This is a genomic window from Variovorax sp. GW531-E2 (assembly GCF_059423125.1).
In genome coordinates, this window is record NZ_JBWKXQ010000001.1 from 160,916 (window position 1) to 187,167 (window position 26,252).

Below are 26,252 nucleotides of genomic sequence, written 5' to 3' on the forward strand. Positions count from 1 at the left end.
TCCACCATGAGCCGCTGCCACGCGAGCTTCATCCTTGAGAACCGAGCTGTAAATGCATGACATGAAGAAGAACGCCCCACCGACCTGCTGGAGAGCGGTGTGGCTGGCGGTGATGGCGATCGGTGCCCCGGCGGCAGCGTTCGCACAAGCACCTGCCGCTGTCTCCACGCCGGCCGCGACCTCGGCCACCCCACCGGCCGCGCCCGCGGCCACCGAACCGGCCCGCAAGGTCGACATCGCCGAATACATCGTGCGCGGCAACACCGTGCTGGACGCCCGCGCCATCGAGAAGGCGGTCACGCCCTTCCTCGGCCCCGAGCGCACGCTCAAGGACGTGGAGGGCGCGCGCGACGCGCTGCTCGCGGCCTACCAGGCGGCGGGCTACCAGTCGGTGTATGTCGACCTGCCCGAACAGCAGGTCACGCAGGGCGTGGTGTTCCTGCAGGTCAACGAGACCCGCGTGGGCCGCGTGCGCGTGGTGGGCGCCGAGTACAACTCGCCGCTCGACGTGCGCGACCAGGTGCCGGCGCTGAAGGAGGGCGGCGTGCCCGACTTCAACAAGGCCCAGGCCGAGCTCACCGCGCTCAACCGCAGCCCCAAGCGCCAGGTGATGCCGCTGGTGCGACCGGGTGCGATGCCGGGCACGATGGACGTCGACCTGAAGGTCGAGGACCAGAGCCCGTGGCGCGCCAGCGTGGGCCTGAACAACGACTACAGCGCCGACACGCGCAAGCTGCGCGCCAGCGCCTCGCTGGGCCACGACAACCTCTGGCAGATGGGCCACAGCGCCTCCATCAGCTTCTTCGGCGCGCCGCAGGACCTGAATCAGACGCAGGTGTTCTCGGCCTCGTACAACGCGCCGCTCAAGGGCACGAACTGGAGCCTGGAGGCCAACGCCTTCGTGTCCGACAGCAACGTGGCCACCGTGGGCGGCACCACCGTGCTGGGCAAGGGCCACTCGATCGGCCTGAAGGCCACCTACACCGTGCCCAACACCGGCAACTGGTGGCATGCCTTCAGCGTCGGCGTCGACTTCAAGAACAACAAGGAAGCGCTGACGCTCAAGGGCAGCGGCGACACCGTGCCGCTCAAGTACGCGCCGATCACGCTGTCGTACTCGGGCTTCCGCCAGACCGACAAGAGCCAGTACGGCGTGGGCGTGTCGCTGGTGGCGGGCACGAGCAGTTCGTTCAAGTACGGCAGCGACTGGGCGGCCTTCGACTACAAGCGCTACAAGGCCTCGCCCAGCTTCATGGTGCTCAAGACCGACCTCAACGGCGCGCACAGCTTCGAGGGTGGCACGCAGGTGGCCTTCCGCGTCAACGCGCAGATGACCGATTCGCCGCTCGTCTCGAGCGAGCAGATCGCCGCGGGCGGCATGAACTCGGTGCGCGGCTACCTCTCGGCCGAGGCCACCGGCGACTACGGCGTGGTCGGCTCGGTCGAGCTGCGCAGCAAGCCGCTCGCCTTCCTGGGCAGCACCGTCGAGAACTGGCGCGTGTACGCCTTCGCCGACGCCGCGCGGCTGCGCCTGAAGAGCCCGCTGCCCGAGCAGGCCGAGCGCTTCTCGCTGTATTCGGTGGGCGTGGGCACGACCTTCAAGGTGGGCACGTATTTCTCGGGCCGCGTCGACATCGGCTATCCGCTGGTCGACGGGCCGCGCACCAAGAAGCACGACACGCAGGTGAATTTCAGCATCACCGCGAGCTACTGACCGAACGAACGACCGACGGCAACAGCCATTCCTCTTTTCGATTTTTTTCTCATTCCACGAGCTTTCCGGAGAACCCTGTCATGCGACGACTTCTTTTCATCGCGCTCACGCTGCTGAGCACGCTCCTGCCGGGCCTGGCCCATGCCTGGTGGCAGGCCGAATGGGCCTACCGCAAACCCGTCACCATCGACGGCGGCCCGCAGGCCGGCGCCATCGGCAGCGATGCCGGCCGCGTGCCGGTGCTGGTGCGCCTGCACACGGGCAACTTCAAGTTCGAGGGCGTGAGCGAGACCGGCGCCGACCTGCGCTTTGTCGCGGGCGACGACAAGACCGTGCTCAACCACCAGATCGAGCAGTTCGATCCGCTGCTGGGCATCGCGCTGATCTGGGTCGACGTGCCCAACGTCTCGGCCGGCACGCCGCAAAAGCTCTGGATGTACTACGGCAACCCCAAGGCCCCGGCCTCGGGCAACGGCCAGCGCAGCTTCGACCCCGACTACACGCTGGTCTACCACTTCGCCGAAGGCGCGGTGCCGCCGCGCGACACCACCGCCTACGGCAACAACGGCCAGACCGCGGCGGTGCCCGTCGAAGGCACGGTCATCGGCAAGGGCGCCCAGCTCGGCAACGGCGCGCTGATGCTGCCCGCCACGCCCTCGCTGGCCGTGACGGCCGGCGGCACGCTGACCTTCTCGGCCTGGATCAAGCCCGATTCGCTCGGCGCGCGCCAGGCGATCTATGCGCGCCGCGACGGCGCCGGCGAGCTCGTGGTCGGCATCGACCAGGGCGTGCCTTTCGTGCAGGTGAACGGCCAGCGCAGCACGCCCGGCCAGCCGGTGCAGGCCGGCCAGTGGTCGCACCTGGCGGTGAAGGCCGAGGGCGACAGCGTCGCGCTGTATGTGGGCGGCCGTCCGGCCGTGTCGCTGGCCGCGAAGCTGCCCGCGCTGAACACCGCGGCCGCGCTCGGTGCCGATGCACCGACCACCGCACCCGCTGCACCGGGTGCAGCACCCGTCGCCGGCTTTGCGCCATTCACCGGCGCGATCGACGAAGTGCGCCTGTCGAAGGTCGCACGCCCCGACGCACTGCTGCTGGCCGATGCCGTGTCGCAAGGCGCCGAGTCGCGCCTGGCCGCTTTCGGCCCCGACGAGCAGCAGGCCGGCAAGAGCCACTTCGGCTTCATCCTGGCCGCGATGCCGCTGGACGCGTGGATCGTGGTCGGCCTGCTGGGCCTGATGATGGCGCTGTCGTGGGCCATCATGATCGGCAAGGGCCGCAACTTCGGCGCCACCTCGCGCGCCAACGCCACCTTCATCGAGCACTTCCGCGAAGCCGCGGGCGCACCGCTGGACCGCCTGGCCACCAACAACACGGTGCCGCAGGAGGTGCGTGCCGATTCCTCGCTGTGGCGCCTGTACGAAGTGGCCATCGAGGAGATGCGCCGTCGCCATGACCGCGGCTACGACCTGAACGCGGTGTCGGCCTCCACCATCGGCGCCATCCGCGCCGCGATGGACGGCGTGATGGTGCGCGAGACCGAGCGCATGTCCAAGCGCATGAACTGGCTGTCGACCACCATCGAAGGCGCGCCGTACGTGGGCCTGTTCGGCACCGTGATCGGCATCATGCTGGTGTTCGTGGTGGCGGCCATGGCCGGCGCCGTGGACATCAACTCGGTGGCGCCCGGCATGGCTGCCGCGCTGCTGTGTACCGCCGCCGGCCTGGGCGTCGCGATCCCCGCGCTGTTCGGCTACAACTGGCTGGCCTCGCGCTCGGACGCCATCGGCGCCGACATGGCCGTGTTCGTCGACGAGTTCGTCACGCGCCTGGCCGAAGAGCAGGGCGAGGGCCGCTCGCTGCCGGTGGCCGTGCAGGCGCGCCGCGCCTGAGGACCGCGCACCATGGCAAACACAGCCGCGAAGTTCGCCGTGCGCAAGCGCACGGGCGGCATCAACATCACGCCCTTCGTCGACGTGCTGCTGGTGGTGCTGGTGATCTTCATCCTCACCAGCAACGCCAGCATCCCGGGCATCAAGGTCGACCTGCCCAAGGCCAGCGCCTCGGTGGCGCTGGAAAAGCCCAAGACCAAGGCCATCACGATCGACAACGCCGGCAACGTGTTCCTGGACGCCTACCCGGTCACGCTGCCCGAGCTCGAGGAGCGCCTGCGCACCGAGAAGGCGCTGTCGCCCGACTTTCCCGTGATCGTGCGCGGCGATGCCAGCGTGCAGTACGCGAAGGTGGTCGACGTGCTCGACCTGCTGCGCCGCATCGAGCTGAACCAGATCGGCCTCGTGACCGGCAAGCAGAAGTGAGGACCGGAGCGTGAACCCTCGCGACCCGATTTCTTCTGCCTCGCCCGCGCCGCGCTCCAGCGGCACGGGTGGAACGGCCGCGCTGTGGCGCCGCTGGGGCGGGGTGGTCATCGGCCTGGCGATCGTCGTGGCGCTGGCGCTGCTCGTGTGGCGGCTCCTGTCCGACACCGCGAGCCAGAAGCGCGTGGTGGCCGACGCGCCCACGCTGATGCTGCCGCCGCCCCCGCCACCGCCGCCCGAACCCGAGAAGCTGCCCGAGCCCGAGCCGGAAAAGATCAAGCCCGAAGTGGTCGAGCCCGAGCCCAAGCCGGTCGAGCCGCTGGAAGCGCCGAAGGACGACGCGCCGCCCAGCCCCTCGAAAGACCTGGGCGACCCGGTGACCATGGACAGCGCCGGCCAGGCCGGCAACGACGCCTTCGGCATCCAGGCCGGCAGCGGCGGCGGCATGAGCGGCACCGGCGCCGGCGGCGGCCTGGGCAGCGGCTCGTACGCGCGCTACGTGTCGAGCATGTTGCAGCAGGCGCTGTCGCGCGATCCGCGCACGCGCCAGCTGGTGTTCGACGACATCCAGATCGACCTGTGGCTCGGCGCCGACGGCAAGACCACGCGCGCCCAGCTGGTGCGCGGCACCGGCACCGAGGACATCGACGAGGCCGTGCTGGCGCTGGTGCGCGGGCTCGATCGCGTCGACGAACGTCCGCCGGCCTCGATGCGCTTTCCGATGCGCGTGTCGATGAGAGGCCGCCGGCCATGACTTTCCACACCTGTACGGCCGATGCCCGGCCCGACTCCTTTCCTCCAGTGAACGAAGCGATGAACACCCTGCACAACACCCTCCCGCGCCGGGGCGCGATGCCGGCCCTGCGCCAGTGCGCGCTCGCGGCGGCCGTGGCCTCCGCCTTCGTGCTGTCGGCCGGCACCGCCATGGCCCAGACCGCCGCCGCGCCCGCGGGCGAATCGGCCATGGTCAAGCTGATCCGCGGCCTCATTCAAAGCGGCACGCTCGCCAAGGACGTGGGCGAAGCGCTGCTGGCCCAGGCCCAGACCGAAGCCATCGCCGCGCAGCAGGCGCAGCGCCAGGCGACGGCCTCGGCCACCGCCGCATCGGCCACCGTCGCGGGCGGCATGCGCCTCGAAGCGGGTGACGTGCGCGTGCCCTACATCTCGCAGACCGTGCGCGACCAGATCCGCGACGAGGTCAAGGCACAGGTCATGGCCCAGGCCAAGGACGAAGGCTGGGCCGCGCCCAACGAGACGCCCGAGTGGAGCAAGCGCATCCGCTTCGAAGGCGACGTGCGCGTGCGCAACGAGTCGCGCAGCTACGCCGGCAACAACAGCGACATCGAGATCAACTGGCCCTCGCTCAACCAGGGCGCCGGCTACGACGTCAACCCGAACACCAACCTGTCGCTGCCGTCGATCCTGAACACGCGCCAGGACCGCCGCAACCTGTTCCGCGCCCGCGCACGCGTGGGCCTGCTGGCCGACCTGTCGGAGAACACCAAGGCCGGCGTGCGCCTGGCCTCGGGCAGCGACGAGAGCCCCGTCTCGACCACCACCACGCTGGGCGGCGGCCTGGGCAAGAAGAGCGTGTGGCTCGACCAGATGTGGATCTCGCACAAGCCGACCGACTGGCTCACCGTGACCGGCGGCCGCTTCGGCAACCCCTTCATGTCGACCGACCTGCTGTATTCGAGTGACCTGAACTTCGACGGCATTGCCGCGCAGTTCGACAAGAAGCTCGCTTCGAACCGCGACCTGTCGCTGTTCGGCACCTTGGGCCTCATTCCGCTCGAATACTCGGCGGACGGTTCGCCCACGCGCAGCCAGCGCAAGATGAAGAGCGAGAACAAGTGGCTGCTCGGCGCGCAGGTGGGCGCCGACTGGAAGATCAACGAAGACAACCGCGTGCGCGGCGCGCTGGCGTACTACAACTTCCGCAACGTCAGCGGCCAGGTCTCCGAGCCCTGCGCGCTGTACGCGGGCGCCGACGGCTGCAGCACCGACTGGTCGCGCCCGGCCTTCATGCAGAAGGGCAACACGCTCATGCTGCTGCGCGACATCTCGCTCGACCCGCTCAACCCGGCCGGCACGCCGCAGCCGCAGTACGTGGGCCTGGCCTCCAAGTTCCGCCTGATCGACCTGAACCTGCGCTGGGACACCCAGGTGGCCGGCAACAACCTGCGCCTGGATGCCAACTTCGTGCGCAATACCGCCTACGACGCCAACGACATCTGGAAGCGCGGCGGCATCCGCGGCGCCATCGTGAACAACTTCGGCCCGACCGGCGGCACCACCCAGTCCGACTTCAAGAGCGGCGGCAACGCCTACATGCTGCAGGCCACCTACGGCAAGCCGGCACCGGCCGCGCGCGGCGACTGGAACGTGCTCGCGGGCTACAAGCGCATCGAGCCCGACGCCATGCCCGACGGCTACAACGATTCGAGCTTCCACGGCGGCGGCACCAATGCGCGCGGCTACTTCCTGGGCGGCTCGTACGCGATCGACAAGAACATGTGGTTCACCGGCCGCTGGATCTCGACCAAGGAGGTCTACGGCCCGCCGCTGTCGATCGACACCCTGCAGCTCGAATTCAATGCGCGTTTCTAAGAAGAAGGAGTCCGCCGTGTCCCGAACGATCTTCCCGGCGCTGGCCCTGGCCGCGCTGGCCGCCACGGCCGGCGTCGCGCAGGCCCAGCAGCCGCAGGGCCAGAGCATGGAGGAGCGGCTGCGCGCGCAGCTGCGCACCACCACCACCCAGCTGCAGCAGGCGCAGAACGAGCTGGCCGCGCTCAAGGCCGGCCAGCCCGCGGGCAAGGCGCCCGCGGCACCCGGCGCGGCGCCCCCCGCGTCCGAGCTCGAGACGCTGAAGAAGGAACTGGCCGCCAGCCAGGCCCAGCTCGCGTCCGAGCGCCACGCGCGCGGCCAGGCCAGCGCCGGCAACGCGCAGCTGCGCGAGCAGGCCCAGGCCGCGAGCGAGAAGGCGGGCGCGCAGATCGCGCAGTTCCGCGGCGCCTACGACGAGCTGCTGAAGATGGCGCGCGCCTCCGAGGCCGAGCGCCAGCGCCTGGCCGGCGAGGCTGCGCTGCAGCGCACCGCGCTCACGCAGTGCGAGGCGAAGAACACGCAGCTGTATGCCGTCGGGCAGGAAGTGCTGCGCGCCTACGAAACCATGGACGTGGGCAGCGTGCTCGCCTCGCGCCAGCCCTTCGCGGCGCAAAGCCGCGTCAAGTACGAACAGATCGCGCAGCAGTACGGCGACAAGCTCTACGAGAGCCGCTTCGACGTGCGCGCCGTGAGCGCGCCGGCGCCTGCGGCTGCTGCATCCGCCACGGAAGGAAAGCCCCAATGAACCCCGCACAAGCCACCCCCGCAGCCGGGCTCGGCCGCCGCCTGCGCGCGGCAGCCGGCGTGCTGCTCGTCTCGTCGGTCGGCGTGACCGCCGCGCAGCAACCCGCCGCGCCCGGCCCCGCCGTGGTCGCGCGCATCGGCGAAGTGACCATTGGCCAGGACGAGATCGAGAAGCTGCTGCAGACCTTGCCCGAGACCGAACGCGCCGCCGTCAAGGCCGACCGCGCGAGCCTCGACGGCTGGCTGCGCCAGCGCCTCGTGAGCGAAGCGCTGCTGCGCGACGCCCGCGCCAAGGGCTGGGCCGACCGGCCCGACGTGAAGGCCAAGATCGACGCCGCCACGCGCGAGATCACCGCGCGCATCGTCGCCACCAGCTACCTCGAATCCGTGAGCCAGGTGCCCGCGGGCTTCCCGTCGGACGCCGAGGTGAAGGCCGCCTACGACCAGGGCAAGACCGGCTTCAACCTGCCGGCCGCCTACCGCGTGGCGCAGATCTACCTGGCCACGCCCGAGCGCGACCCGGCCGCCATCGCCAAGGTGCGCGACGAAGCCAACCGCCTCGCCAAGCAGGCCCGCAGCGGCGACTTCGCCGCCGTGGCGCGCGCCAGCTCGCAGGACCGCCGCAGTGCCGAACGCGGCGGCGAGGTCGACACGCTGCCGCTCGCGCGCATCCTGCCCGAGCTGCGCGACACCGTGGCCAGGCTCAAGCAGGGCCAGGTCAGCGAACCGGTGCAGGCCGAGGCCGGCTTTCACATCGTCAAGCTGCTCGACACCCAGCCCGCGCGCACCGCCAGCCTCGAGGAGATGAAGCCGCAACTGCAGGCCGCGCTGCGCCAGCAGCGGCAGCAGCAACTCGTGCAGGCCTACATGGCCCAGCTGGCACCGCCGGCGCAACTGAGCATCGACAGCGCCGCGCTCGACGCCGCGCTCAAGAAAACCAACTGAACCCATTCCCCCTTTTTCCTGAAAGAACAACCACACCATGAACACCACCGCCACGACCCCGCAAGCCGACGACCAGGCCGCCACGCCGGTGCCCTTCGACATGCTCGACGCCGTCACGCCCGACCAGGTGTCGGACGCCATCAAGGCCGCCGGCGGCGCCGTCACCGCCATCGAACAGGATGGCGTGGTGCGCCTGCACAGCGCCAGCCACGGCATCGGCTTCCAGGTGCTGTGGGGCAACGCCGTCACCACCACCCAGTACACCGACTTCACCCTGAGCTGCCCGCTGCGCGTGCAGGGCGGCACGCTGCCCGAGGCCGTGCTCGCCGCCTGGCACCGCAGCAAGCGCTTTGCGCGCGTGGCGCAGCACGGCGACTTCGTCGTGCTCGAGATGGACGTGGTCGTGGCCGGCGGCGTGAGCCCCGCCTACCTGGCCTTCGCCGTGCGTCTGTGGATGCAGATGATGGGCGAGTTCTTCCTGCACCTGCGCAACTACGGCCCCGCCGCCGAGACGCGCGGCGATGCGGCGAATGCCGACGCTGCTGCAGCTGCCACCGCCGCCGTCCAGGGTGTGCCCGCCGCCGCGTGATGCCACTGCCCATGCGCGCCGCATCCGGCCTGTCCGTGGACGACCACCACCATCCCTCGCACGACTCGCCCACGGGCCGCGCCATCCAGGCCGCGGCGCGCCAGGCCCAACGCGCGCGCCGCGCCGAGACCGTGCGGCTGCGCCAGCGCGCCGCGCTGCTCGAGCTGCTGGTGCAGACCATGGCGGAGCTGCACATCTCGATGGCCGAGCTCAATGCGGCGCGCAAGGCGCTGGCGCCTGCGTGGCGGCAGGTGGGGGACGGGGGCGCCTTGCTCGATCGCGATCTGGAGCGTTGAGGGCATGCGGCGAGGCGGCGGAGGGTAGGGCAGAATCGCGCGCCCCACGCTCCCGAAAGGCCGCACCCGTGACGACGCCCGCCCGCTCTGCCCAGATCGCACAGACCACGCCCACGGGCGCCGCCATCGCAGAGAAGGTGGCGCAGGCCTACGACTTCGGCGAGGTCCGGTCGTGCGAGCTGCTGCGACGCAGCTTCAACCATGTCTACGGCCTGCAGTTTGCCGACGGCCGCCACGCCGTCGCGCGCCTGAGCGCCGACCGCCCGCGCGGCGCCCCCAACATCGGCTACGAAACGGCGCTGCTCGTGCACCTGAAAGCCAGGGGCGTGCCGGTGGCCGGCGCGCTGGCGGCACGCAATGGCGCACATGCTGTCGCAATGGACCTGCCCGAGGGCGAGCGTCCGCTGATCCTGTTCGAGCACCTCGACGGCGACGTGCCCGGCGACGTGCTGCCCGACGTCGAAGCCACCGGCCGCGGCCTGGCGCTGCTGCACGAAGCCGCCCAGGACTACCACGGCCCCGCCAGCCGCTACACCCTGGAACTGTCCGACCTGCTGCACGCGTCGCTGGAGCGCCTGCACGCCGCGCCCACCATGACCGATGCGCTGCGCCCGGAGTTCAGCGCCATCGCACGCGCGCTCGAAGCCCGCATCGCCGCGATGCCGGCCCTGACGCGCGTTCACGGGCACGGCGATTGCCACGGCATGAACAACTTCGTGACGGAGGGTCTTGAGGGCGTGCGTGTCGCCTCGTTCTTCGACTTCGACGATGCAGGCCCCGGCTGGCTGGCCTACGACCTGTGCGTGTACCTGTGGGCGATGCACCCGCGCACCGTGGACGGATCGCTCGACGCGACGTCGCTGGCGCGCTGGCGCAGCTACCTGGCGGGCTACCGCAGCGCGCGTCCGTTGCCTTCGGCAGATGTCGACGCCATCGCCGCCTTCATGGCCGTGCGGCAGTTCTGGCTCATGGGCGAACACGCGGGCCGCATCGCGGTGTGGGGCACGCAGTCGATGCCGACGAGCTGGCTGCGCACGCAGGTGAAGATGTTGACGGCGTGGGCGGAATTGCAGACGCCGGAGTGAGGCGCGGGTTAGGATTCTTCGCATGTCGCACCGATTGCCACTCTTGCATCGACTGGCCCTGGCATCCGTTTCTCCTTTCGACCCATCCCCTGACAGTGGGCAACGCATGAAGATTTCAAATCTGGTTCGCGCTGTGCTTGCGACGCTCACGTGCGTGCTGCTCTCATCGCCGGGGCATGCCGAGATCTACAAGTGGGTCGACGCCAAAGGCCAGACGCATTACACCGAGCGCAAGGCCGATGCAGGGGACGCCAGGACCGAGGAACTGAAAGTCTCCCCGCCACCCGACACGTCGAATACCTTCACGCCGCCCACAAGTGACTGGCGCCCACGTGACCGGTCCGGCCTCCCCACGTCGACGCAGTCGCCTTGGCCCCCTGGCCCACCCGAACGCAAGGGACCCAAGGCGGTTTCGGACGGCATCGACCATGGCACGAATGCCTCGCGTTGTGCGCTGGCCCGAGACATCCTCAGTGGTGCCCGAGCACGCCGCAACAAGCCCACCGACACCTACGATCGCGAGGTGGCGCAGAACGACATCAAGGCGTTTTGCAACGCGCGCTGATGGAGATGTCGCTCAGGCGTTGGCGACCCAGCCTCTGAACGCCATGCCCGCATAGAACAAGCGGACGTTGGTGAAGCCTGTGTCATCCAGCAGTGCCTCTTCCTGCGCCGGGCTGAGCAGTGTCAACGTCGAGCCGATCGCGGAGGCCGCCTTGCGCGCGTTGTCCGGATCGACGCCGGAAGCCGCCGCGAAAGCGACGTAGCGTGAGAGCCACAGCTCTCGCTCCCCATGTGCCTGGGGAAAGCTGAGATGCGCCATGACGAACGGCGCACCGGGCTTCAGGCGGTGACGAATTTCCATCAGCGTCGACCTGCGTTCATCGAGCGTCAGGAAGTGCATCGTCAGCAGGCAGGTCGCCGCATCGAACGGGCCTTCGGGTGCCGTGTCGGTGTAGCCGTGGTGCAGCGTGACCCGGTCGGCGAGCGGGCCGAGCGTTTCCGCGGCGAGCTCGAGCATGGGCTGCGACGGATCGACGCCGAGGAAATGCCATCGGGGATGCGCCTGCGCGAGCACCTTCAACTCCATGCCACCGCCGGCGCCGATGACCAGCACGTTGGCCGCATCCGGCGCGCGCTCGGCGACGAGCAGGGCTGCCATCGTCTGCAGGTCGTGCAGGCCTGGCACTAGGCGGGCGGTCTTCTCGGCGTAGTTGTTGGTGGTGGACGACGTGCTGAAGGCGGGCGTGGGTTGGAGCATGGGGACAGTCTATGTGGGCATTGCATGCCTCGCAGGTGCAAGGTATTCGGCAGAATCTGGCCGGAAGCGGATGTCCACCCGGGGCACGCCTCATGGGGTTTCAGAACAATGACTGACAACGACACTTTCGACACCGAACTCTCACCCGCCGAGCGTGAGCAAGTAGCCAGGCTGCCTGAGTCGGACCTGGCGCTCATCGACGCGGCGCTTCTTTCGCAAGTGACCGGCCAATGGCGCAAGGTGGCGCGCGTGGTTGGCATGGCGATGCTGTCGATGCCTGATCACACGGAGGACGTTCCCGATGCGTTCTTCGCGAGACGGGTTGCCCTGCTTGTCGAGTCCGGGCGATTGGAGTCGCAGGGCGACCTTCGACGCATGCGGTTCAGCGAGGTGCGGTGGAGATCGGCCTGACGGCAGAATGCCGCCAAGAGTGGTCCGGAACAACTTCCCCTTCATCACAACGGGAGCAGGAGCTGATGGCAAGCCGCATCATGTATATCGAAGCGAAGACAGGCGGCCTGACGGGGCCGGCTCGCATTGGGCGAGTCACGTGCTCCAAGTCCGGGGCCACGCTGTACTACGCAGGGAAGTCCTTCCGCAGCCTGAAGGGGGACGGTTTCAAGTCGAACTATTTCGACGTTGAGACCGGCGAGCACTATTGGATTTCAGGGCCTCGACGCGATGGGAGAGATGCCCTCTACGCGACGCATGTTCGGCCCATCGTAGACGCAGACGTTCAGGACGAGTACTGGACGAAGGTTCGCGGTGTGGCGAAGTTGCCCCATGGCGAACGATAGGGCCAGGAGCCAACCGTGGACATCATTTCTGCGCACGCTTTCGGCAGCAACCACAGAGAGCAGATCGAGACGAGCGAGGTCTGCGGCTGCTTCTATTGCTTCGCAAAGTTCTCGCCAGTGGAGATCGTTGAATGGACCGATCAAGGTTCGACCGCGCTGTGCCCGAGATGCGCCATCGACTCGGTCATCGGCGCTGCGTCGGGGGTTCCCTTGTCCGATGAGTTCTTGCGGCAGATGCATGCCCATTGGTTCGACGCGTAGTCAATTTCGGTCAGAAGCGGACTTCTCCCGAAGCAGACTTCATTCATGAAGACAACTGGCATGCCCGCCCCGTCCCTCCAGGTTCGACGCGCGACATTCGAGGACGCCGCGCGCATCGATGCGCTCTACGGCCAACTGGTCGCAGACGCGGCGCGCTGCGTGCTGCCCGAACGTCTGCAGGCGTTGTCCGAAGACCCGCGGACGGCGCTTCTTGTTGCGGAGATCGACGGCCAGGTGTGCGCCACGGTGCTGGTCTCGCTGTGCGAAGACGTGATGTACGGGCGACAGCCGTTCGCTGTCGTGGAGAACATCGTCGTCGACCTGGCCGCTCGCAACCGAGGGGTCGGGGCCGCGCTGATGCGGGAGGTCGAGACGTTCTGCGCGGAGGGCGATTGCTCGAAGATCATGTTGCTGAGTTCGGTGGATCGCACGGATGCCCATCGGTTCTTCGAGCGATGCGGCTTCGATGCCTCGATCAAGCGTGGGCTCGTCAAATATCGACGGTCCTTTGCTTGAAGAGCGACCTCGGGGGCGCATGACAACGATCCTTCATCTCATCGGACCCGGCGGGGCGGGGAAAACCACTGTGGGTCCGTATCTGGCTCGCCGATTGGGCTGGGCGTTCGTTGATCTCGACCAGCACTTCGTGTCCCGCGAAAGGAACATCGACGCCGTCATCGAGGCGTCTGGCTACTTGGACTATGCAAGGCGGAACGTGGCCGTCTATCGGGAGGTTCGATCTGCGTTGACCAGTCCCACCGTTCTCGCGCTTTCGTCCGGATTTCTCACGTATCCGGAAGGCGTGGAGGAGGGGTATCCCACGTTGCGTTGCGCCATCGAGACCGACGCGCTGACCTCGCTGCTGCTGCCAGCCTTCGAACTCGAGGCATGCGTGGAGGCGATCGTGCAACGCCAGCTTTCGCGGCCGTATTTGCGCGGTGACAGCGCGAGCGAGGAGCGGCGGATACGGGAGCGATTCCCAAAGTTCATGGCGATGCCGTGTGCCCGTTTCCGCAGCGACGCTGCGCCGGACGACGTCGCGTCGCAAATTGAACGACTCGTGCGCAGGTGACGGACGCCGCTGCCGAAGAGAGAGCCAAGAGGCTCTCTCTCTCTTGCCGCCTCAGGCTGGCGTCGATACGCGCTCAGCGCGAGACACCCTCGCAAGCCGCCACGTCATCCCGATCCCCACAACCGTCGCGATCAGCCCCACCAGGAACACACTCGAGTGACCGTAGTGGTCGGCAATCAGCCCCGCCATCGGGCCTGTGACGCCGTACGCCAGATCCTGGAACGCCGCGAAGCCGCCGATGGCCGTTCCGCGCAGGTGGGCGGGCACGCGCTTGACGGCCTCCAGTCCCATGGCAGGGAAGACCATCGAGCACCCCATGCCGGTCAGCAGTGCGCCCACCATCGCCACGACGGGATGGGGCGCCAGCCACAGCAGCGCTTGACCCACGGCCTCGATCGCCAGGGAGACCAGCGCCACCCTGGTGCCACCGATGCGGTCGGGCAAGCGACCCGCCAGCAGTCGTACCAGGACGAAGCCCAGGCCGAAGCACGTCAGTCCATAGCCGGCACCCTGCCAGCCATGGGCCAGGAAGTACAGGGGAAAGAACGCACCCAAGGCCGCAAAGCCGACGCCTTGCAGGCCCACGACCGCGCCTTGCTTCCAGATGAGTCCCAGCACATCGGAGAACGGCGCGCGGCGCCCCTGAGCCGACATGGCGGGCGCAATGGACCACAGCATTGCGCCGCTGACCAGCGGCAAGGCGATGCTGCCCGCCATCAGGCCGGCGAAACCGAGCCGCTCCAGCAGCCAGAGGCCCAGCGGGCCGCCCACCGCGAAAGCGCCATACATGCCGGTGCCGACGAGCGCCATGACCTGCCCCGAACGCGCGGGGCCCATCGCCGCCATGGCCCAGCCCAGCATGCCGACGAGCGCGAAGCTTTCGCCGAGGCCCAGCACGAGACGCCCCACCAGAAGAACCAGGTACGCGCCGACGCCATGGCCCAGCATGGGCAGCGAGGAGGCCCAGCACAGGAGCGAAGCCGCCGCATAAAGGACAAGGCCCCGGAACATGGCGACCTTGCCGCCGCGTTCGTCAGCCAGCCGACCCGCCCAGCCGCGACTGAGGATGGTGGACAGGAAAGCAATGCCGACGCCCAGGCCGGACGCGACATTGCCCATGCCCAGCGTCTGCGACACATGGAGCGTCACGGCCGGCATCGACATGGCGACAGACAGGTAAGCGAGGAAAAGCGCGAGGGTCATCCAGACCAACGTGCGCAGGGAAGAAGAATTTGTTTGGACGTTCGTCATCGAGCGCCGCTCCTTGAGTTTTCAAAGGCGGCACCAGCCGGTCGAATGGGCGGGACGATGAGCACCGAAGCGACCCACGCGCACCGCCAGTCGGCATGCGGGTGCCACTGGTGATGCGTTGGTTGACGTAAACGCTTACGGCGGGATGGAACTCTGAACAGGTCAGAGTCGATTTTTGCAGCGGCGATTCTAGCAACGTGATCGAGAACGCATCACTCGCTCGCAGACGTCGGCCCGGTCTTCACGCGCCTCCCACTCGCCGGCGCTCCCTGTCCGGCTACAGTCGGATGGCTCCATGTCCCTGACCCTATGAACAGCATCACTCCCTGCGATCCCGCCCGAACGGCGCGGCGCTTCGCTGCACTCCCTCTCCTGTCGACGCCCACTTTGACAGTGGAGCGCACATAGCCATGCACGAAATCATCTGCCCCCATTGCAGCAAGGCATTCAAGATCGACGAAGCCGGCTACGCGGACATCCTGAAGCAGGTGCGCGACGGCGATTTCGAGAAGCAGCTGCACGAGCGGCTGGAACTGGCCGAGCGGGACAAGCGCGCCGCCGTCGAACTCGCCCAGACCCGGGCCGCCGGCGAACTGCAGAAGGCCGCCGCCGCCAAGGACGGCGAGATCCAGGAACTCAAGGCGAAGCTCGACGCCGGCGACGTCGCGCGCAAGCTGGCCGTGAGCGAAGCCCTGGGCGCCGTGGAGCGGGAGCGCGATGCGCTCGCCAACGAGCTTGAAAAGGCCAAGCAGGACAAGCTGGCCGCCACCGCGCTCGCCGAGGCACGGCACGTGGGCGAACTGCAGAAGAGCGCGGCCGCGAAGGACGTGGAAATCCAGGAACTGAAGGCTCGGCTCGACGCCATCGAGGTGGCGAAGAAGCTCGCGATCAGCGAGGCCGTCAGCGTGGTCGAGAAGGAGCGGGATCAGTGGAAGAGCGGCCTCGAGCGGGCGGAGCTCGAGAAGCAGCTCGCCGAGAAGTCGCTCAAGGACAAGTACGAAACGCAGATCAAGGACCGCGACGACGCGATCGAGCGGCTGCGCGACATGAAGGCGCGCCTGTCGACCAAGATGGTGGGCGAGACCCTGGAGCAGCATTGCGAGACCGAGTTCAACCGCATCCGGTCGATGGCGTTTCCCCGCGCCTACTTCGAGAAGGACAACGACGCGCGCACGGGCAGCAAGGGCGACTACATCTTCCGCGACGCGGACGAGGCGGGCACCGAGATCGTCTCGATCATGTTCGAGATGAAGAACGAGAACGACCGCACGGCTACGAAAAACCGGAACGAAGACTTCCTGAAGGAACTCGACAAGGACCGCACCGAGAAGGGCTGCGAGTACGCGGTGCTGGTGTCGCTGCTCGAGCCCGACAACGAGCTCTACAACACCGGGATCGTCGATGTGTTCCATCGCTACCCGAAGATGTATGTCGTGCGCCCGCAGTTCTTCCTGCCCATCATCACGCTGCTGCGCAATGCGGCGATGAACTCGCTCAAGTACAAGTCGGAGCTGGCGCTCGTCAAGGCGCAGAACATCGACATCACGAAGTTCGAGACCGAGCTGGAAACCTTCAAGGCCGCCTTCGGCAGGAACTACGACCTGGCCCACGGCCACTTCCAGAAGGCGATCGCGGAGATCGACAAGTCGATCGACCACCTGCAGAAGACGAAGGAAGCGCTGCTCGGCACCGACCGCAACCTGCGCCTTGCGAACGACAAGGCGCAGGACGTGACGATCAAGAAACTGACCCGCGGCAACCCGACGATGGCGGCCAAGTTCGCCGAACTGAAGAAGCTCGGGTCTTCCGAGACGGAATGACGCTGGCGCAGGCGCTACCCAGGAAATACATGAACAACATCACCATCGACTACCGCCAGGACGTGCCCCTGGACCCGGCCGACGTCGCCCGCGTCTTCGACCGCTCCGGCATCAAGCGCCCCACGAACGACCTCGCCCGCATCGCGCGGATGTTCGCCGCGCCCAGCCTTCTGCTGTCGGCATGGGTCGACAACGAACTTGTCGGGCTGTCGCGGTCGCTGACCGACCATGCGTACTGCTGCTACCTGTCGGACCTGGCGGTGGACAAGAAGTACCAGGGCCATGGCATCGGCCGGGAACTCGTCCAGCGCACGCAGGCGATCATCGGCGACGAGGTGTCGCTGATCCTGCTGTCTGCACCTGACGCGATGTCTTACTACCCGACGCTTGGCTTCGAGCTGGCGCAGAACGCGTACGTCATCCGGCGCAAACGCTAAAGACGCGCTACTCCACGCCTCACGGCGACCGCCGTGACCCCGCCAGCCCGGCCTTCGCATCCAGCAGGTGTCCGAGCGGCAGCGCTGTCTCCGACTTGATCTCGCGCAGCACGATGCTCGAGCGCACGTGCGTCACGCCGGGCAGGCTGAACAGCACCTCGTGCAGGAAGCGCTCGTAGTGCTTCATGTCGGGCACGGTCACGTTGAGGATGTAGTCCGCGGGCCCGGTGGCCGACACGCAGCGGATGATCTGCGGGCTCGCGGCCACGGCTTCTTCGAAGCGCTGCACCATCGCCTCGCTGTGGCGGTCGAGGTTCACCTCGGCCACGGCCGACACGTGCAGGCCCACGTGCTCGGGGTCGACGAGCGCGGTGTAGCCGCGGATGACACCGGCCGCCTCCATGTCCTTGATGCGCTTCCAGCAGGGCGTGGGCGACAGGCCCACGGCCTCGGAAATCTGCTGCACGGTCTGCCGGCCGTCATGCTGCAGTGCAGAAAGAATCTTGAGACAATGCTCGTCAAGAGAAACGGAACCGACGTTCATCGTGATTTTCGAGTGAATTCTTCTTCAAACAAGGGTCTGCGCCAGTGTATTGAAGAAACACTTACTTGGGGGAGCGCAGAACAATTCCGGGCATGAACGCCCCACTTGAAGCGACCGCACTCCGACGGCCCGACTACCAGCTTTCCGACAACCTCTGGGCCGATGCCGGCTCGGTCTTCATCACCGGCACGCAGGCGCTGATCCGCATCCTGGTGATGCAGAAACAGCGCGACGCGGCGCGCGGCCTGCACACGCAGGGCTTCGTCAGCGGCTACCGCGGCTCGCCGCTGGGCATGGTCGACCAGGCCATCTGGAAGGCCGGCGAGCGCTTCAAGAAGACCGGCATCCGCTTCGTGCCCGCCGTGAACGAGGAACTCGCGGCCACGCAGGTGCTGGGCACGCAGCGCGTCGAATCCGACCCCGAGCGGACCGTCGATGGCGTGTACGCCATGTGGTACGGCAAGGGCCCGGGCGTGGACCGCGCGGGCGATGCGCTCAAGCACGGCAATGCGTATGGCTCGTCGCCGCACGGCGGCGTGCTGGTGGTGGCGGGCGACGACCACGGCTGCGTGTCGTCGTCGATGCCGCACCAGAGCGACCACGCCTTCATGGCCTGGCGCATGCCCGTGATGCAGCCCGCGAGCGTGGCCGAGTACCTGGAGTTCGGCCTGTACGGCTACGAGCTGTCGCGCTATTCGGGCGCGTGGGTCGGCATGGCGGCGCTGTCCGAGATCGTGGAGAGCGCGGGCACGGTGGACCTCGATGCGGTGAACACGCGCGTGGCCGCCTGGGAGGACGCCGATGCCGTGCGCGCCGCCACCGGCCACGCCGCGCCGCCCGACGGTCTGCACTACCGCTGGCCCGACCTGCCGTCGCTGCGCATCGAGTCGCGGCTGGAAGACAAGCTCGCGGCCGTGGCCGCCTTCACTCAACGCAACAGCATCGACCGCCACGTCATCGTGAGCCCGCATGCCAAGGTCGGCATCGTCACCTGCGGCAAGGCGCACCACGACCTGATGGAGGTGCTGCGCCGGCTCGAGCTTTCGCCCGATCAGCTCGCGCGCGCCGGTGTGCGGCTGTACAAGGTGGGCCTGAGCTTTCCGGTCGAGCAGACGCGCCTCAAGGAATTCGCGCGCGGGCTCAGCGAGATCCTCATCGTGGAAGAGAAGGGCGCGGTGGTCGAGACGCAGCTGCGCGACATCTTCTACAACGCGCCGCCCGAGGCGCGCCCCGTGCTCGTGGGCAAGCACGACCATGCGGGCCAGCCGCTGGTGTCGGCGCTCGGCGAGCTGCGGCCTTCGCGCCTCATCGAGCTGGTCGCGCACTGGCTGGCCGCGCACTTTCCCGAGAACCACGACCTGGGCGATCACCTGCAGCATGTGCGCGACTTCACGCCGCCCGAGCTGCTGGCCAACGCGAGCGATGCGGTCAAGCGCCTGCCGTACTTCTGCGCCGGCTGCCCGCACAACACCAGCACCAAGGTGCCCGAAGGCTCGACAGCGCGCGCGGGCATCGGCTGCCACTTCATGGCCAACTGGATGGACCGCAGCACGGCGGGCCTGATCCAGATGGGCGGCGAGGGCGTCGACTGGATCTCGCACGCGATGTTCACCAAGACGCCGCACGTGTTCCAGAACCTGGGCGACGGCACCTACTACCACTCGGGCTACCTCGCGATCCGCCAGGCCGTCGCGGCCAAGGCCACGCTCACCTACAAGATCCTGTTCAACGACGCGGTTGCGATGACGGGCGGCCAGCCGGTCGACGGCGTCATCAGCGTGGACGCCATTGCGCGGCAGGTGGAGTCGGAAGGCGTCACCAAGGTGGTGGTCGTGAGCGATGCCATCCATCACTACGACGCCATCAAGAACAAGTTTCCGGTGGGCACCGAGTTCCACGACCGCGCCGCGCTCGACGAGGTGCAGCGCCGCCTGCGCGAGATGCCCGGCGTGACCGTGCTCATCTACGAGCAGACCTGCGCCGCCGAGAAGCGCCGCCGCCGCAAGAAGGGCGAGCTGGCCGATCCGCCCAAGCGCCTGTTCATCAACGAGGCCGTGTGCGAAGGCTGCGGCGACTGCACCGTGCAGAGCAACTGCGTGGCCGTGCTGCCGCACGAAACGCCGATGGGCCGCAAGCGCAAGATCGACCAGACCAGCTGCAACAAGGACTATTCCTGCGCCAAGGGCTTCTGCCCCAGCTTCGTGGGCGTCACGGGCGGCAAGCTGCGCCGCAAGAGCGGGGCGCTCGCGGCCGGGCGCGATGCCTTCCTGCACCGCGTGGGCGCGCTCGCGCATCCCGCGCCGCACGCGTGGACCGGCCCCTACGACCTGCTGGTGACCGGCGTGGGCGGCACCGGCGTGGTGACGGTGGGCGCGGTCGTCGCGATGGCGGCGCACCTCGAGGCCAAGTCGGCCAGCGTGCTCGACTTCATGGGCTTCGCGCAGAAGGGCGGCTCGGTGCTGAGCTTCGTGCGGCTGGCCGACACGCCCGAGCGGCTGAACCAGGTGCGCATCGACACGCAGCAGGCCGACGCCATCCTCGCGTGCGACGTGGTGGTGGGCGCCTCGGCCGACGCGCTGCAGACCGTGCGGCACGGGCGCACGCGCGTGCTCGCGAACATCCATGAGATTCCCGTGGCCGAGTCGCTGCGCAACCCCGATGCCGACCTGCATGTCGACCTGCTGCTGGAGAAGATGCGCTTCGTCGCGGGCGAGGAGCAGGTCGAGACCTTCGATGCGCAGAGCCTGGCCGAGGAATTCCTGGGCGACACGCTGGCCGCGAACATCGTGGCCACCGGCTATGCGTGGCAGCGCGGCCTGGTGCCGCTGAGCCTCGAGGCGCTCATGCATGCGATCGAACTCAACGGCGTGGCCGTGGCGGCCAACCAGTCAGCGTTCTCGCTCGGGCGGCTCGCGGCGGGCGACCCTGCGGCGCTTGACCAGTTGCGTGCGGCACCGGTCGAGGCGGCGGCGCACCAGGTCGACGACCGCCCACTGGAAACGCTGATCGCCGATGCGCGCCGCCATCTCACCGGCTACCAGAACGCTGCGTGGGCCGCGCGCTTCGAGCAGCGCATTCGCGCACTGCAGGCGGTCGAGTCCGCCTTGCAGGGCGGCGATGCGAGCCTGCCGTTTACGCGCAACGCGGCGCGCGGCCTCTTGAAGCTCATGAGCTACAAGGACGAGTACGAGGTCGCGCGCCTGTACACCGACGGCGCGTTCCTGCAGAAGCTGAAGGACCAGTTCGAAGGCGACCTGAAGCTCGAGTTCCACATGGCGCCGCCGCTGCTCTCGCGCCCCGCGCACGGGCAGGCGCCCGCCAAGGTGCGCCTCGGTGGATGGATGCTGCCGGCCATGAAGTGGCTGGCCCACGGCAAGCGCCTGCGCGGCACGCCCTTCGACCTGTTCGGCTACACGGCGGAGCGCCGCACCGAGCGCGCGTTGATCGATCACTTCGATCGCCTGCTGCAGGAGATGGCCACCGCGCTGACCCCCGACAACCAGCCGACCGCCGCACGCATCGCGGCACTGCCGCTGTCGGTGCGCGGCTTCGGCCATGTGAAGCTGGCGAACCTGGATTCGGCGCGCCTGCGCGAGGCCGAACTGCTGCACCGCTTTGCGCCGTCGCGCTACGCGAAGCCGGTGGACGCGCCCAGCGCCGGGCAGATTCGGGGCATCGCCATCGTGGCCAGCGCGCGGTAGCGGGCGCGGGTGGCGCGCGTGAGTTGCTCGGCTACGATCATTGCCGAAGCACTCACGCCCGCCACACCCCGACGATCACAGGACCCATGCGCGCCTTCCTCTACTACGCCCTGATGCTCCTGCTCGGATATGCCTGGTACCGGTACGGACAGAACCTGCTGCGCAAGGGCTATCGCGATGAGAAGGGCGAACTCACCCAGGGGCTCGTAGGGCCCGTCGGATTCCTGCTGACCGCTGGCGTGACCTGCTACCTCTTCTTCGCCATGCTGCGCGCCTTGGTTCGCGGCGAAGTGCCTTGCGTCGGCAAGGGGTGCGTGGGGCAGGTCTATACGCTGGCGGCGCATGCGGGTGAGTACTGGGCCAACATGTTTTTCATTGCGTGGTGCGTCCTGGGCTTGGGCTACGCGATGTACGTGACGCTCAGGATCTGGTTCCGGGCTTAGCCCGCGCAGTGCGCGCAGCCGGCTCCCGCGCCAGCATCTCGACGACCAAAGCAATGAACCACTGGTGCAGTGCCGAGGTCTCGTGCCGCTCGTGCCAGACCAGTTCGACCGTGCGCGCCGGCGCCGCCAGCGGTGGTGCCACGCGCTTCAGGCCCGTCATGCGCATCGTCTCCAGGCCCTCGGACCAGGGCAGCACGGCGATCAGGTCGGAGCGGCGCACGGCCTCGTAGGCGGCGGAGTAGTGACTCACCGTGCTGACCAGGTTGCGCTGCAGGCCGCGGCTTTGCAGCACGCGGTCGTAGACGCCGCCGACACGGCCCGCCAGGCTCACGTCGAGGTGGCGTGCGGCCAGGAATTTCTTCAGCGGAATCTTGTCCAGCTTCGCCAGCGGGTGGTCGTTGCGCATGAAGCAGGCGAAGTCCACCGACCACAGCCGGCGTGAGCGCATGAAGCCGGGGCGTTGCACGTCGTCGTTGTAGGCGCCAATGGCGAAGTCGGCCCGGTTGTCGTCCAGCGACTGCCCGAAGTCCACCACCGTGCCGGGGTGGGTGTGCAAGCGCATGCCCGGCGCAAGTTCGCCGAGCCGCTCGAGCAGGCGGGGGGCGACGATGCAGGCCACGTAGTCGGTCATCGAGACCGTCAGGCGTGCGTCGCTTTGCGAGGCATCGAAGCTCTCGCCCTCGAGCGTGCCCCGGATGGTGCGCAGCGAGCGCGCCAGCGGCGCCCACAACTCCGTGGCGCGCCGCGTCGGGCGGATGCCCGCGCCGTTGCGCACGAACAAAGGGTCGCCGTAGGTCTCGCGCAGCCGGCGCAACGCGTTGCTGACCGTGGGCTGCGTCAGCGACAGCTTGGACGCGGCGCGCGTCACGTTGCCTTCGTTCATGAGGGCTTCGAAGACCTTCAGCAGGTTCAGATCGGCGTTGCGGTAGTTCATGGGCAGGGGAGGCTGAAACCATTCATACGGTCAATGGAGCGGATTCATCATATAAATTTTTCGGAATTGTGACGCGATCCTACGATCCCGTCATTCCTCACCGCCCATGCCCTCGGAACCCGGCAAACAGACCCATGACTCAGATCCTCGTCAAGAACGCCCGCCTGCTCGATCCGCTGAAGCCCGAGCTGCAGGACCGCCACGACATCCTGATCGAGGGCGACACCATCCGCGAGGTGTCCGACCGGCCGATCGTGGCGCGCGATGCGCGGGTCATCGACGCCGCAGGCAAGACCGTGATGCCCGGCCTGATCGACCTGCATGTGCACGTGGTGGCCGTCGACCTGAACCTGCAGCGCCAGGCGCTGATGCCCAACGTGCTGGCGACGCTGCGCAGTCTGCCGATCCTGCGCGGCATGCTGCGCCGCGGCTTCACCACCGTGCGCGACGCCGCCGGCGCGGGCGATGCGTTCAAGCAGGCGGTGCAGTCGGGGCTGGCGCAGGGGCCGCGCCTGTTCGTCTCGGGTCGCGCACTGAGCCAGACCGGCGGCCATGGCGACGGCCGCGCGCGCTCCGACTACCTGGTGGCCAACGCCGTGTGCCCCAATTGCGCCCGCGTGGGCATGCTGGCCCGCGTGGCCGACGGCGTGGACGCCGTGCGCAAGGCCGTGCGCGAAGAACTGCAGATGGGCGCAGACCAGATCAAGATCATGGCCGGCGGCGGCGTGGCGTCGCCCACCGACCCGGTCGATGCCCTGGGCTACAGCGAGGACGAGATCCGCGCCATCGTCGGGGAGGCCGCGGCCCGCAACACCTACGTGCTGGCCCACGCCTACACCCCGGCCGCAATCCAGCGCGTGGTGCGCTGCGGCGTGCGCACGATCGAGCACGGCAACCTGGTCGATGCACCCACCGCCGCGCTCATGGCCGCGCACGGCGCCTATGTGGTGCCCACGCTGGTGACCTACGACGCCCTCGCCAACGAAGGCGCGGCCCTGGGGCTGCCGCCGGCCAGCGTGGCCAAGGTGGAAGACGTGCGCGGCGCCGGGCTGCGCTCGCTCGAGATCTACAAGTCGGCCGGCGTGAAGATGGGCTTCGGCACCGACCTGCTGGGCGAGTCGCACCGCCTGCAGAGCGACGAGTTCCGCCTGCGCGCCCAGGTGCTGTCGCCGGCCGAGATCATCGCCAGCGCCACGCTGATCGGCGCCGAGGTGCTGGGCATGAGCGACCGGCTCGGCCGGCTGATCCCGGGCGCGCTGGCCGACCTGTTGCTGGTCGATGGCGACCCGATGCGCAATCTCGATTGCCTGCTGGGGCAGGGCGAGCGCATTCCCCTGGTGATGAAAGCCGGCGTGGTCGAGTTCGACGCGCTGTAGCCCGCACCCCGAGCTGTTCAGACAACCCGCCGGATGCCTCCGGCTCTTTCAAGGAAACGACACATGCCCAAGCTGACGCAAGCCGTCTGGCGGTACCGCCACGACCAGATGGTCCGGTTGATGGACGAACTCGCCGTCGATGCGCTGGTGTTCACCACCGCGGATTTCTTTCAGTTCGCGACCAACTTCCACACCGACGTGCAGCCCTGGGAGCGGCCGATCTTCGCGGTCGTGCCGCGCCAGGGCGAGGGCTTCCTGGTCATGAACGAGCTGTCCACGAACCACATGCGCTTCTCGATGGAAGCGTACAAGGTGTGGATCACGGACGTGACGTTCTATGCCGAGCATCCGATGGTGAGCAACCGCCTGCCGCTCGTGTCGCAGCTCCCCGAGATCCTCGCCGAGCGCCTGAGCCGCGCCGGCCTGCGCCGCTCGCGCATCGCGCTGGATGCCGGCAGCGGCGTGATGGCGGCCGTGCAGCGCCTGCTGCCCGACCTGAACGTGCGCGTCGCCACCGCGGAGGTGCGCAGCCTGCGCTGGCAGAAGCACGCCGAGGAACTGGCCGTCATGCAGGCCATGGCCGGGCTGACGGACTGGCTGCAGGACCGCTACCGCGAAGCGATCAAGCCGGGCCGCCTGGTGCAGGAGATGGACTGCGCCATGGCCAGCCTGTTCGTGCAGGAGGCCGCCGAGCGCTTCCCCAGCGAGCAGTTCGAGGTCGTGCGCTGCTGGACGCTCAGCGGCCCGGCATCGGCCTCGCCGCACGGCGACGGTGCCTCCTGCGGCGCGCGCATCCGCGAAGGCGACGTGCTGGTCAACATCGTGATTCCCCGGCTCAACGGCCTGACGATCGAGAACGAGCGCACCTGGTTCTGCGGGCGCCCCGACGACCAGAAGAAGGCGCTGTGGACGGCCGCGCGCGACGCGACCGATGCGGCCATCGGCGCGGCCGTGACAGGCCGGCCCGTGTGCGCGATCGACGCCGCGGCGCAGGCCGTGATCGAGCGCGCCGGCTTTGCCGACTGCATCCGCCACCGCACGGGCCACGCCATCGGCATCGTGCACCACGAGTACCCGGAGGACATGGCTTTCAGCCAGCGTCCGCTGCGCGACAACGAGGTCTATTCGGCCGAGCCCGGCCTGTACGTCTACGGCGTGGGGGGCTTTCGCATCGACGACACGGTCGTGGTGGGCGCGACGCCGCGCGTGCTCACCGCCACGCCCAAGTCGCTCGACTACGCCACCGTCGGTTGATACCGCTCACACCTTTCGCAACCACCGACCTTGACTTCATCATGACCACCCGTCGCACCATGCTTTCCGCGTTGGCCGTTGCCGCCTCGCTGCTCGCTGCACCCGCCTTCGCGCAGGGCTTTCCTTCCAAACCGATCAAGGTGGTGGTTCCGCAGCCGGCCGGCTCGGGGCCGGACACGCTGGCGCGCACGCTGGCCGATGTGCTCGCCAAGAGCATCGGGCAGAGCGTCGTGGTGGAGAACCGGCCCGGCGCCAACGGCACGCTGGCTGCGGCCTATGTGCTCTCGCAACCCGCGGACGGCTACACGCTGTTCCTGGCCGGCGTCTCGAACATGTCGTGGAACCCGCACCTGTACAAGTCGCTGGGGCACCAGCCGGCGCGCGACTTCACCGGCGTCGCTGTCATCGCGAACACCCCGTTCGTGACGGTCGTGTCGCCGAGCCTGGGCGTGAAGACGCTGCCAGAGCTCATCAAGATGGCCAAGGCAGAGCCGCAGCGGCTCAGCTTTGCATCCGCCGGCATCGGCAACTCCACCCATCTGGCGAGCGAGCTGCTGAAATCGCGCACCGGCATCCAGATGCAGCACGTGCCCATCAGCGGTGCCGGCGGCCCCAACGCGCTGACCAGCGTGATGGCGGGCGACACGCCGGTCATGACGACCGTCCCCGTCGGCGTCGTGCCGCTGGTCAAGAGCGGCAAGCTGGTGCCGCTGGCGGTGACCGGCGAGCGGCGACTGCCGCAACTGCCCGACGTGCCCACGTTCAAGGAGCTGGGCATCGACATGGAAGTGCCCGGCTGGTAGTCC

26 protein-coding genes are annotated in these 26,252 nt (G+C 68.3%); 22 read left to right on the forward strand and 4 right to left on the reverse strand.

Annotation, left to right across the window (positions count from 1 at the left end; genetic code table 11):
* Nucleotides 1-61 precede the first annotated feature (61 nt).
* From AC07XP_RS00605 to AC07XP_RS00655, 11 genes are all read left to right on the forward strand, one after another.
* The gene (locus tag AC07XP_RS00605) at nucleotides 62-1,714 is read left to right on the forward strand and encodes a ShlB/FhaC/HecB family hemolysin secretion/activation protein (RefSeq protein ID WP_495263469.1); all 1,653 of its coding nucleotides are present in this window, start codon (nucleotides 62-64) and stop codon (nucleotides 1,712-1,714) included.
* A gap of 80 nt (nucleotides 1,715-1,794) precedes the next feature.
* Complete coding sequence (locus tag AC07XP_RS00610) at nucleotides 1,795-3,603, forward strand: DUF2341 domain-containing protein (RefSeq protein ID WP_369646543.1); 1,809 nt, start codon at nucleotides 1,795-1,797, stop codon at nucleotides 3,601-3,603.
* Nucleotides 3,604-3,615: 12 nt separating this feature from the next.
* Nucleotides 3,616-4,029, forward strand: coding sequence for an ExbD/TolR family protein (locus AC07XP_RS00615; protein ID WP_062474100.1), 414 nt, complete (start codon nucleotides 3,616-3,618; stop codon nucleotides 4,027-4,029).
* 10 nt (nucleotides 4,030-4,039) lie between these two features.
* Nucleotides 4,040-4,783, forward strand: a complete 744-nt coding sequence (locus tag AC07XP_RS00620; RefSeq protein WP_492735083.1) for an energy transducer TonB — start codon at nucleotides 4,040-4,042, stop codon at nucleotides 4,781-4,783.
* The gene (locus AC07XP_RS00625) at nucleotides 4,780-6,639 is read left to right on the forward strand and encodes a putative porin (protein WP_495263470.1); all 1,860 of its coding nucleotides are present in this window, start codon (nucleotides 4,780-4,782) and stop codon (nucleotides 6,637-6,639) included. The genes AC07XP_RS00620 and AC07XP_RS00625 overlap by 4 nt, the downstream gene beginning before the upstream one ends.
* A gap of 16 nt (nucleotides 6,640-6,655) precedes the next feature.
* A complete protein-coding gene (locus AC07XP_RS00630) occupies nucleotides 6,656-7,381 on the forward strand; it encodes a hypothetical protein (RefSeq protein WP_495263471.1) in 726 nt (241 codons plus the stop codon).
* A complete protein-coding gene (locus AC07XP_RS00635) occupies nucleotides 7,378-8,325 on the forward strand; it encodes a peptidylprolyl isomerase (protein ID WP_495263472.1) in 948 nt (315 codons plus the stop codon). The genes AC07XP_RS00630 and AC07XP_RS00635 overlap by 4 nt, the downstream gene beginning before the upstream one ends.
* Nucleotides 8,326-8,362: 37 nt before the next feature.
* Entirely contained in the window at nucleotides 8,363-8,914 is a 552-nt protein-coding gene (locus AC07XP_RS00640; protein ID WP_390343089.1) for a YbjN domain-containing protein, read from the forward strand.
* Nucleotides 8,915-8,925: 11 nt separating this feature from the next.
* The gene (locus AC07XP_RS00645) at nucleotides 8,926-9,210 is read left to right on the forward strand and encodes a hypothetical protein (RefSeq protein WP_235944056.1); all 285 of its coding nucleotides are present in this window, start codon (nucleotides 8,926-8,928) and stop codon (nucleotides 9,208-9,210) included.
* A gap of 68 nt (nucleotides 9,211-9,278) precedes the next feature.
* Nucleotides 9,279-10,295, forward strand: coding sequence for a phosphotransferase enzyme family protein (locus AC07XP_RS00650; RefSeq protein WP_495263473.1), 1,017 nt, complete (start codon nucleotides 9,279-9,281; stop codon nucleotides 10,293-10,295).
* Nucleotides 10,296-10,401: 106 nt separating this feature from the next.
* Nucleotides 10,402-10,860: a DUF4124 domain-containing protein gene (locus tag AC07XP_RS00655; RefSeq protein ID WP_493191929.1), complete on the forward strand. Its 459-nt coding sequence runs from the start codon at nucleotides 10,402-10,404 to the stop codon at nucleotides 10,858-10,860.
* Nucleotides 10,861-10,872: 12 nt separating this feature from the next.
* Here AC07XP_RS00655 and AC07XP_RS00660 read toward each other — a convergent pair whose 3' ends face one another.
* Nucleotides 10,873-11,556, reverse strand: a complete 684-nt coding sequence (locus AC07XP_RS00660) for a class I SAM-dependent methyltransferase (protein WP_495263474.1) — start codon at nucleotides 11,554-11,556, stop codon at nucleotides 10,873-10,875.
* A 108-nt stretch (nucleotides 11,557-11,664) separates the two neighbouring features.
* On the opposite strand from AC07XP_RS00660, the gene AC07XP_RS00665 reads away from it, so the two are divergent.
* The 4 genes from AC07XP_RS00665 to AC07XP_RS00680 all read left to right on the forward strand — a co-directional run bounded on the left by AC07XP_RS00665 (nucleotide 11,665) and on the right by AC07XP_RS00680 (nucleotide 13,686).
* Complete coding sequence (locus tag AC07XP_RS00665) at nucleotides 11,665-11,967, forward strand: DUF3658 domain-containing protein (protein ID WP_185993528.1); 303 nt, start codon at nucleotides 11,665-11,667, stop codon at nucleotides 11,965-11,967.
* Nucleotides 11,968-12,368: 401 nt separating this feature from the next.
* Complete coding sequence (locus AC07XP_RS00670; RefSeq protein WP_369646550.1) at nucleotides 12,369-12,614, forward strand: cytoplasmic protein; 246 nt, start codon at nucleotides 12,369-12,371, stop codon at nucleotides 12,612-12,614.
* A gap of 60 nt (nucleotides 12,615-12,674) precedes the next feature.
* Nucleotides 12,675-13,130, forward strand: coding sequence for a GNAT family N-acetyltransferase (locus AC07XP_RS00675; protein WP_495263475.1), 456 nt, complete (start codon nucleotides 12,675-12,677; stop codon nucleotides 13,128-13,130).
* Nucleotides 13,131-13,149: 19 nt separating this feature from the next.
* Nucleotides 13,150-13,686, forward strand: a complete 537-nt coding sequence (locus AC07XP_RS00680; RefSeq protein ID WP_495263476.1) for a shikimate kinase — start codon at nucleotides 13,150-13,152, stop codon at nucleotides 13,684-13,686.
* 51 nt (nucleotides 13,687-13,737) lie between these two features.
* On the opposite strand, the gene AC07XP_RS00685 is transcribed toward AC07XP_RS00680, so the two are convergent.
* Nucleotides 13,738-14,937 carry an MFS transporter gene (locus tag AC07XP_RS00685; RefSeq protein WP_495263477.1) on the reverse strand — a complete coding sequence of 400 codons (1,200 nt, stop codon included), beginning with the start codon at nucleotides 14,935-14,937 and terminating at the stop codon, nucleotides 13,738-13,740.
* 410 nt (nucleotides 14,938-15,347) lie between these two features.
* Here AC07XP_RS00685 and AC07XP_RS00690 point away from each other — a divergent pair, with 410 nt between their 5' ends.
* A complete protein-coding gene (locus AC07XP_RS00690) occupies nucleotides 15,348-16,757 on the forward strand; it encodes a DUF2130 domain-containing protein (RefSeq protein WP_495263478.1) in 1,410 nt (469 codons plus the stop codon).
* A 29-nt stretch (nucleotides 16,758-16,786) separates the two neighbouring features.
* Nucleotides 16,787-17,194, forward strand: coding sequence for a GNAT family N-acetyltransferase (locus AC07XP_RS00695; RefSeq protein WP_492740922.1), 408 nt, complete (start codon nucleotides 16,787-16,789; stop codon nucleotides 17,192-17,194).
* Nucleotides 17,195-17,213: 19 nt separating this feature from the next.
* Here the strand turns inward: AC07XP_RS00695 and AC07XP_RS00700 are convergent, their stop codons facing one another.
* The gene (locus AC07XP_RS00700) at nucleotides 17,214-17,738 is read right to left on the reverse strand and encodes an Lrp/AsnC family transcriptional regulator (RefSeq protein ID WP_062474115.1); all 525 of its coding nucleotides are present in this window, start codon (nucleotides 17,736-17,738) and stop codon (nucleotides 17,214-17,216) included.
* Between the two features lie 92 nt (nucleotides 17,739-17,830).
* Here AC07XP_RS00700 and AC07XP_RS00705 point away from each other — a divergent pair, with 92 nt between their 5' ends.
* Nucleotides 17,831-21,439, forward strand: a complete 3,609-nt coding sequence (locus AC07XP_RS00705; RefSeq protein WP_495263479.1) for an indolepyruvate ferredoxin oxidoreductase family protein — start codon at nucleotides 17,831-17,833, stop codon at nucleotides 21,437-21,439.
* A gap of 86 nt (nucleotides 21,440-21,525) precedes the next feature.
* Nucleotides 21,526-21,882 (forward strand): hypothetical protein, encoded by a 357-nt coding sequence (locus AC07XP_RS00710; RefSeq protein WP_495263480.1) that lies wholly within the window; start codon nucleotides 21,526-21,528, stop codon nucleotides 21,880-21,882.
* On the opposite strand, the gene AC07XP_RS00715 is transcribed toward AC07XP_RS00710, so the two are convergent.
* Nucleotides 21,860-22,816, reverse strand: coding sequence for a LysR family transcriptional regulator (locus AC07XP_RS00715; RefSeq protein WP_495263481.1), 957 nt, complete (start codon nucleotides 22,814-22,816; stop codon nucleotides 21,860-21,862). The two genes, AC07XP_RS00710 and AC07XP_RS00715, sit on opposite strands and share 23 nt — an antisense overlap.
* A gap of 134 nt (nucleotides 22,817-22,950) precedes the next feature.
* Here AC07XP_RS00715 and AC07XP_RS00720 point away from each other — a divergent pair, with 134 nt between their 5' ends.
* The 3 genes from AC07XP_RS00720 to AC07XP_RS00730 all read left to right on the forward strand — a co-directional run bounded on the left by AC07XP_RS00720 (nucleotide 22,951) and on the right by AC07XP_RS00730 (nucleotide 26,249).
* Entirely contained in the window at nucleotides 22,951-24,192 is a 1,242-nt protein-coding gene (locus tag AC07XP_RS00720) for a metal-dependent hydrolase family protein (protein WP_495263482.1), read from the forward strand.
* A gap of 63 nt (nucleotides 24,193-24,255) precedes the next feature.
* Nucleotides 24,256-25,446: a M24 family metallopeptidase gene (locus AC07XP_RS00725; protein WP_495263483.1), complete on the forward strand. Its 1,191-nt coding sequence runs from the start codon at nucleotides 24,256-24,258 to the stop codon at nucleotides 25,444-25,446.
* Between the two features lie 41 nt (nucleotides 25,447-25,487).
* A complete protein-coding gene (locus AC07XP_RS00730) occupies nucleotides 25,488-26,249 on the forward strand; it encodes a Bug family tripartite tricarboxylate transporter substrate binding protein (protein ID WP_495263484.1) in 762 nt (253 codons plus the stop codon).
* The last annotated feature ends 3 nt before the right edge of the window (nucleotides 26,250-26,252 follow it).

Bases quoted from the DNA above. Each gene is read 5' to 3' on its own strand.
- AC07XP_RS00700 (WP_062474115.1), bottom strand. From the start codon at position 17,738: ATGAACGTCGGTTCCGTTTCTCTTGACGAGCATTGTCTCAAGATTCTT.
- AC07XP_RS00615 (WP_062474100.1), top strand. From the start codon at position 3,616: ATGGCAAACACAGCCGCGAAGTTCGCCGTGCGCAAGCGCACGGGCGGC.
- AC07XP_RS00605 (WP_495263469.1), top strand. From the start codon at position 62: ATGAAGAAGAACGCCCCACCGACCTGCTGGAGAGCGGTGTGGCTGGCG.
- AC07XP_RS00660 (WP_495263474.1), bottom strand. From the start codon at position 11,556: ATGCTCCAACCCACGCCCGCCTTCAGCACGTCGTCCACCACCAACAAC.
- AC07XP_RS00695 (WP_492740922.1), top strand. From the start codon at position 16,787: ATGAACAACATCACCATCGACTACCGCCAGGACGTGCCCCTGGACCCG.
- AC07XP_RS00715 (WP_495263481.1), bottom strand. From the start codon at position 22,816: ATGAACTACCGCAACGCCGATCTGAACCTGCTGAAGGTCTTCGAAGCC.
- AC07XP_RS00645 (WP_235944056.1), top strand. From the start codon at position 8,926: ATGCGCGCCGCATCCGGCCTGTCCGTGGACGACCACCACCATCCCTCG.
- AC07XP_RS00685 (WP_495263477.1), bottom strand. From the start codon at position 14,937: ATGACGAACGTCCAAACAAATTCTTCTTCCCTGCGCACGTTGGTCTGG.
- AC07XP_RS00665 (WP_185993528.1), top strand. From the start codon at position 11,665: ATGACTGACAACGACACTTTCGACACCGAACTCTCACCCGCCGAGCGT.
- AC07XP_RS00675 (WP_495263475.1), top strand. From the start codon at position 12,675: ATGCCCGCCCCGTCCCTCCAGGTTCGACGCGCGACATTCGAGGACGCC.
- AC07XP_RS00720 (WP_495263482.1), top strand. From the start codon at position 22,951: ATGACTCAGATCCTCGTCAAGAACGCCCGCCTGCTCGATCCGCTGAAG.
- AC07XP_RS00730 (WP_495263484.1), top strand. From the start codon at position 25,488: ATGACCACCCGTCGCACCATGCTTTCCGCGTTGGCCGTTGCCGCCTCG.
- AC07XP_RS00635 (WP_495263472.1), top strand. From the start codon at position 7,378: ATGAACCCCGCACAAGCCACCCCCGCAGCCGGGCTCGGCCGCCGCCTG.
- AC07XP_RS00625 (WP_495263470.1), top strand. From the start codon at position 4,780: ATGACTTTCCACACCTGTACGGCCGATGCCCGGCCCGACTCCTTTCCT.
- AC07XP_RS00655 (WP_493191929.1), top strand. From the start codon at position 10,402: ATGAAGATTTCAAATCTGGTTCGCGCTGTGCTTGCGACGCTCACGTGC.
- AC07XP_RS00710 (WP_495263480.1), top strand. From the start codon at position 21,526: ATGCGCGCCTTCCTCTACTACGCCCTGATGCTCCTGCTCGGATATGCC.
- AC07XP_RS00640 (WP_390343089.1), top strand. From the start codon at position 8,363: ATGAACACCACCGCCACGACCCCGCAAGCCGACGACCAGGCCGCCACG.
- AC07XP_RS00610 (WP_369646543.1), top strand. From the start codon at position 1,795: ATGCGACGACTTCTTTTCATCGCGCTCACGCTGCTGAGCACGCTCCTG.
- AC07XP_RS00690 (WP_495263478.1), top strand. From the start codon at position 15,348: ATGCACGAAATCATCTGCCCCCATTGCAGCAAGGCATTCAAGATCGAC.
- AC07XP_RS00725 (WP_495263483.1), top strand. From the start codon at position 24,256: ATGCCCAAGCTGACGCAAGCCGTCTGGCGGTACCGCCACGACCAGATG.
- AC07XP_RS00705 (WP_495263479.1), top strand. From the start codon at position 17,831: ATGAACGCCCCACTTGAAGCGACCGCACTCCGACGGCCCGACTACCAG.
- AC07XP_RS00680 (WP_495263476.1), top strand. From the start codon at position 13,150: ATGACAACGATCCTTCATCTCATCGGACCCGGCGGGGCGGGGAAAACC.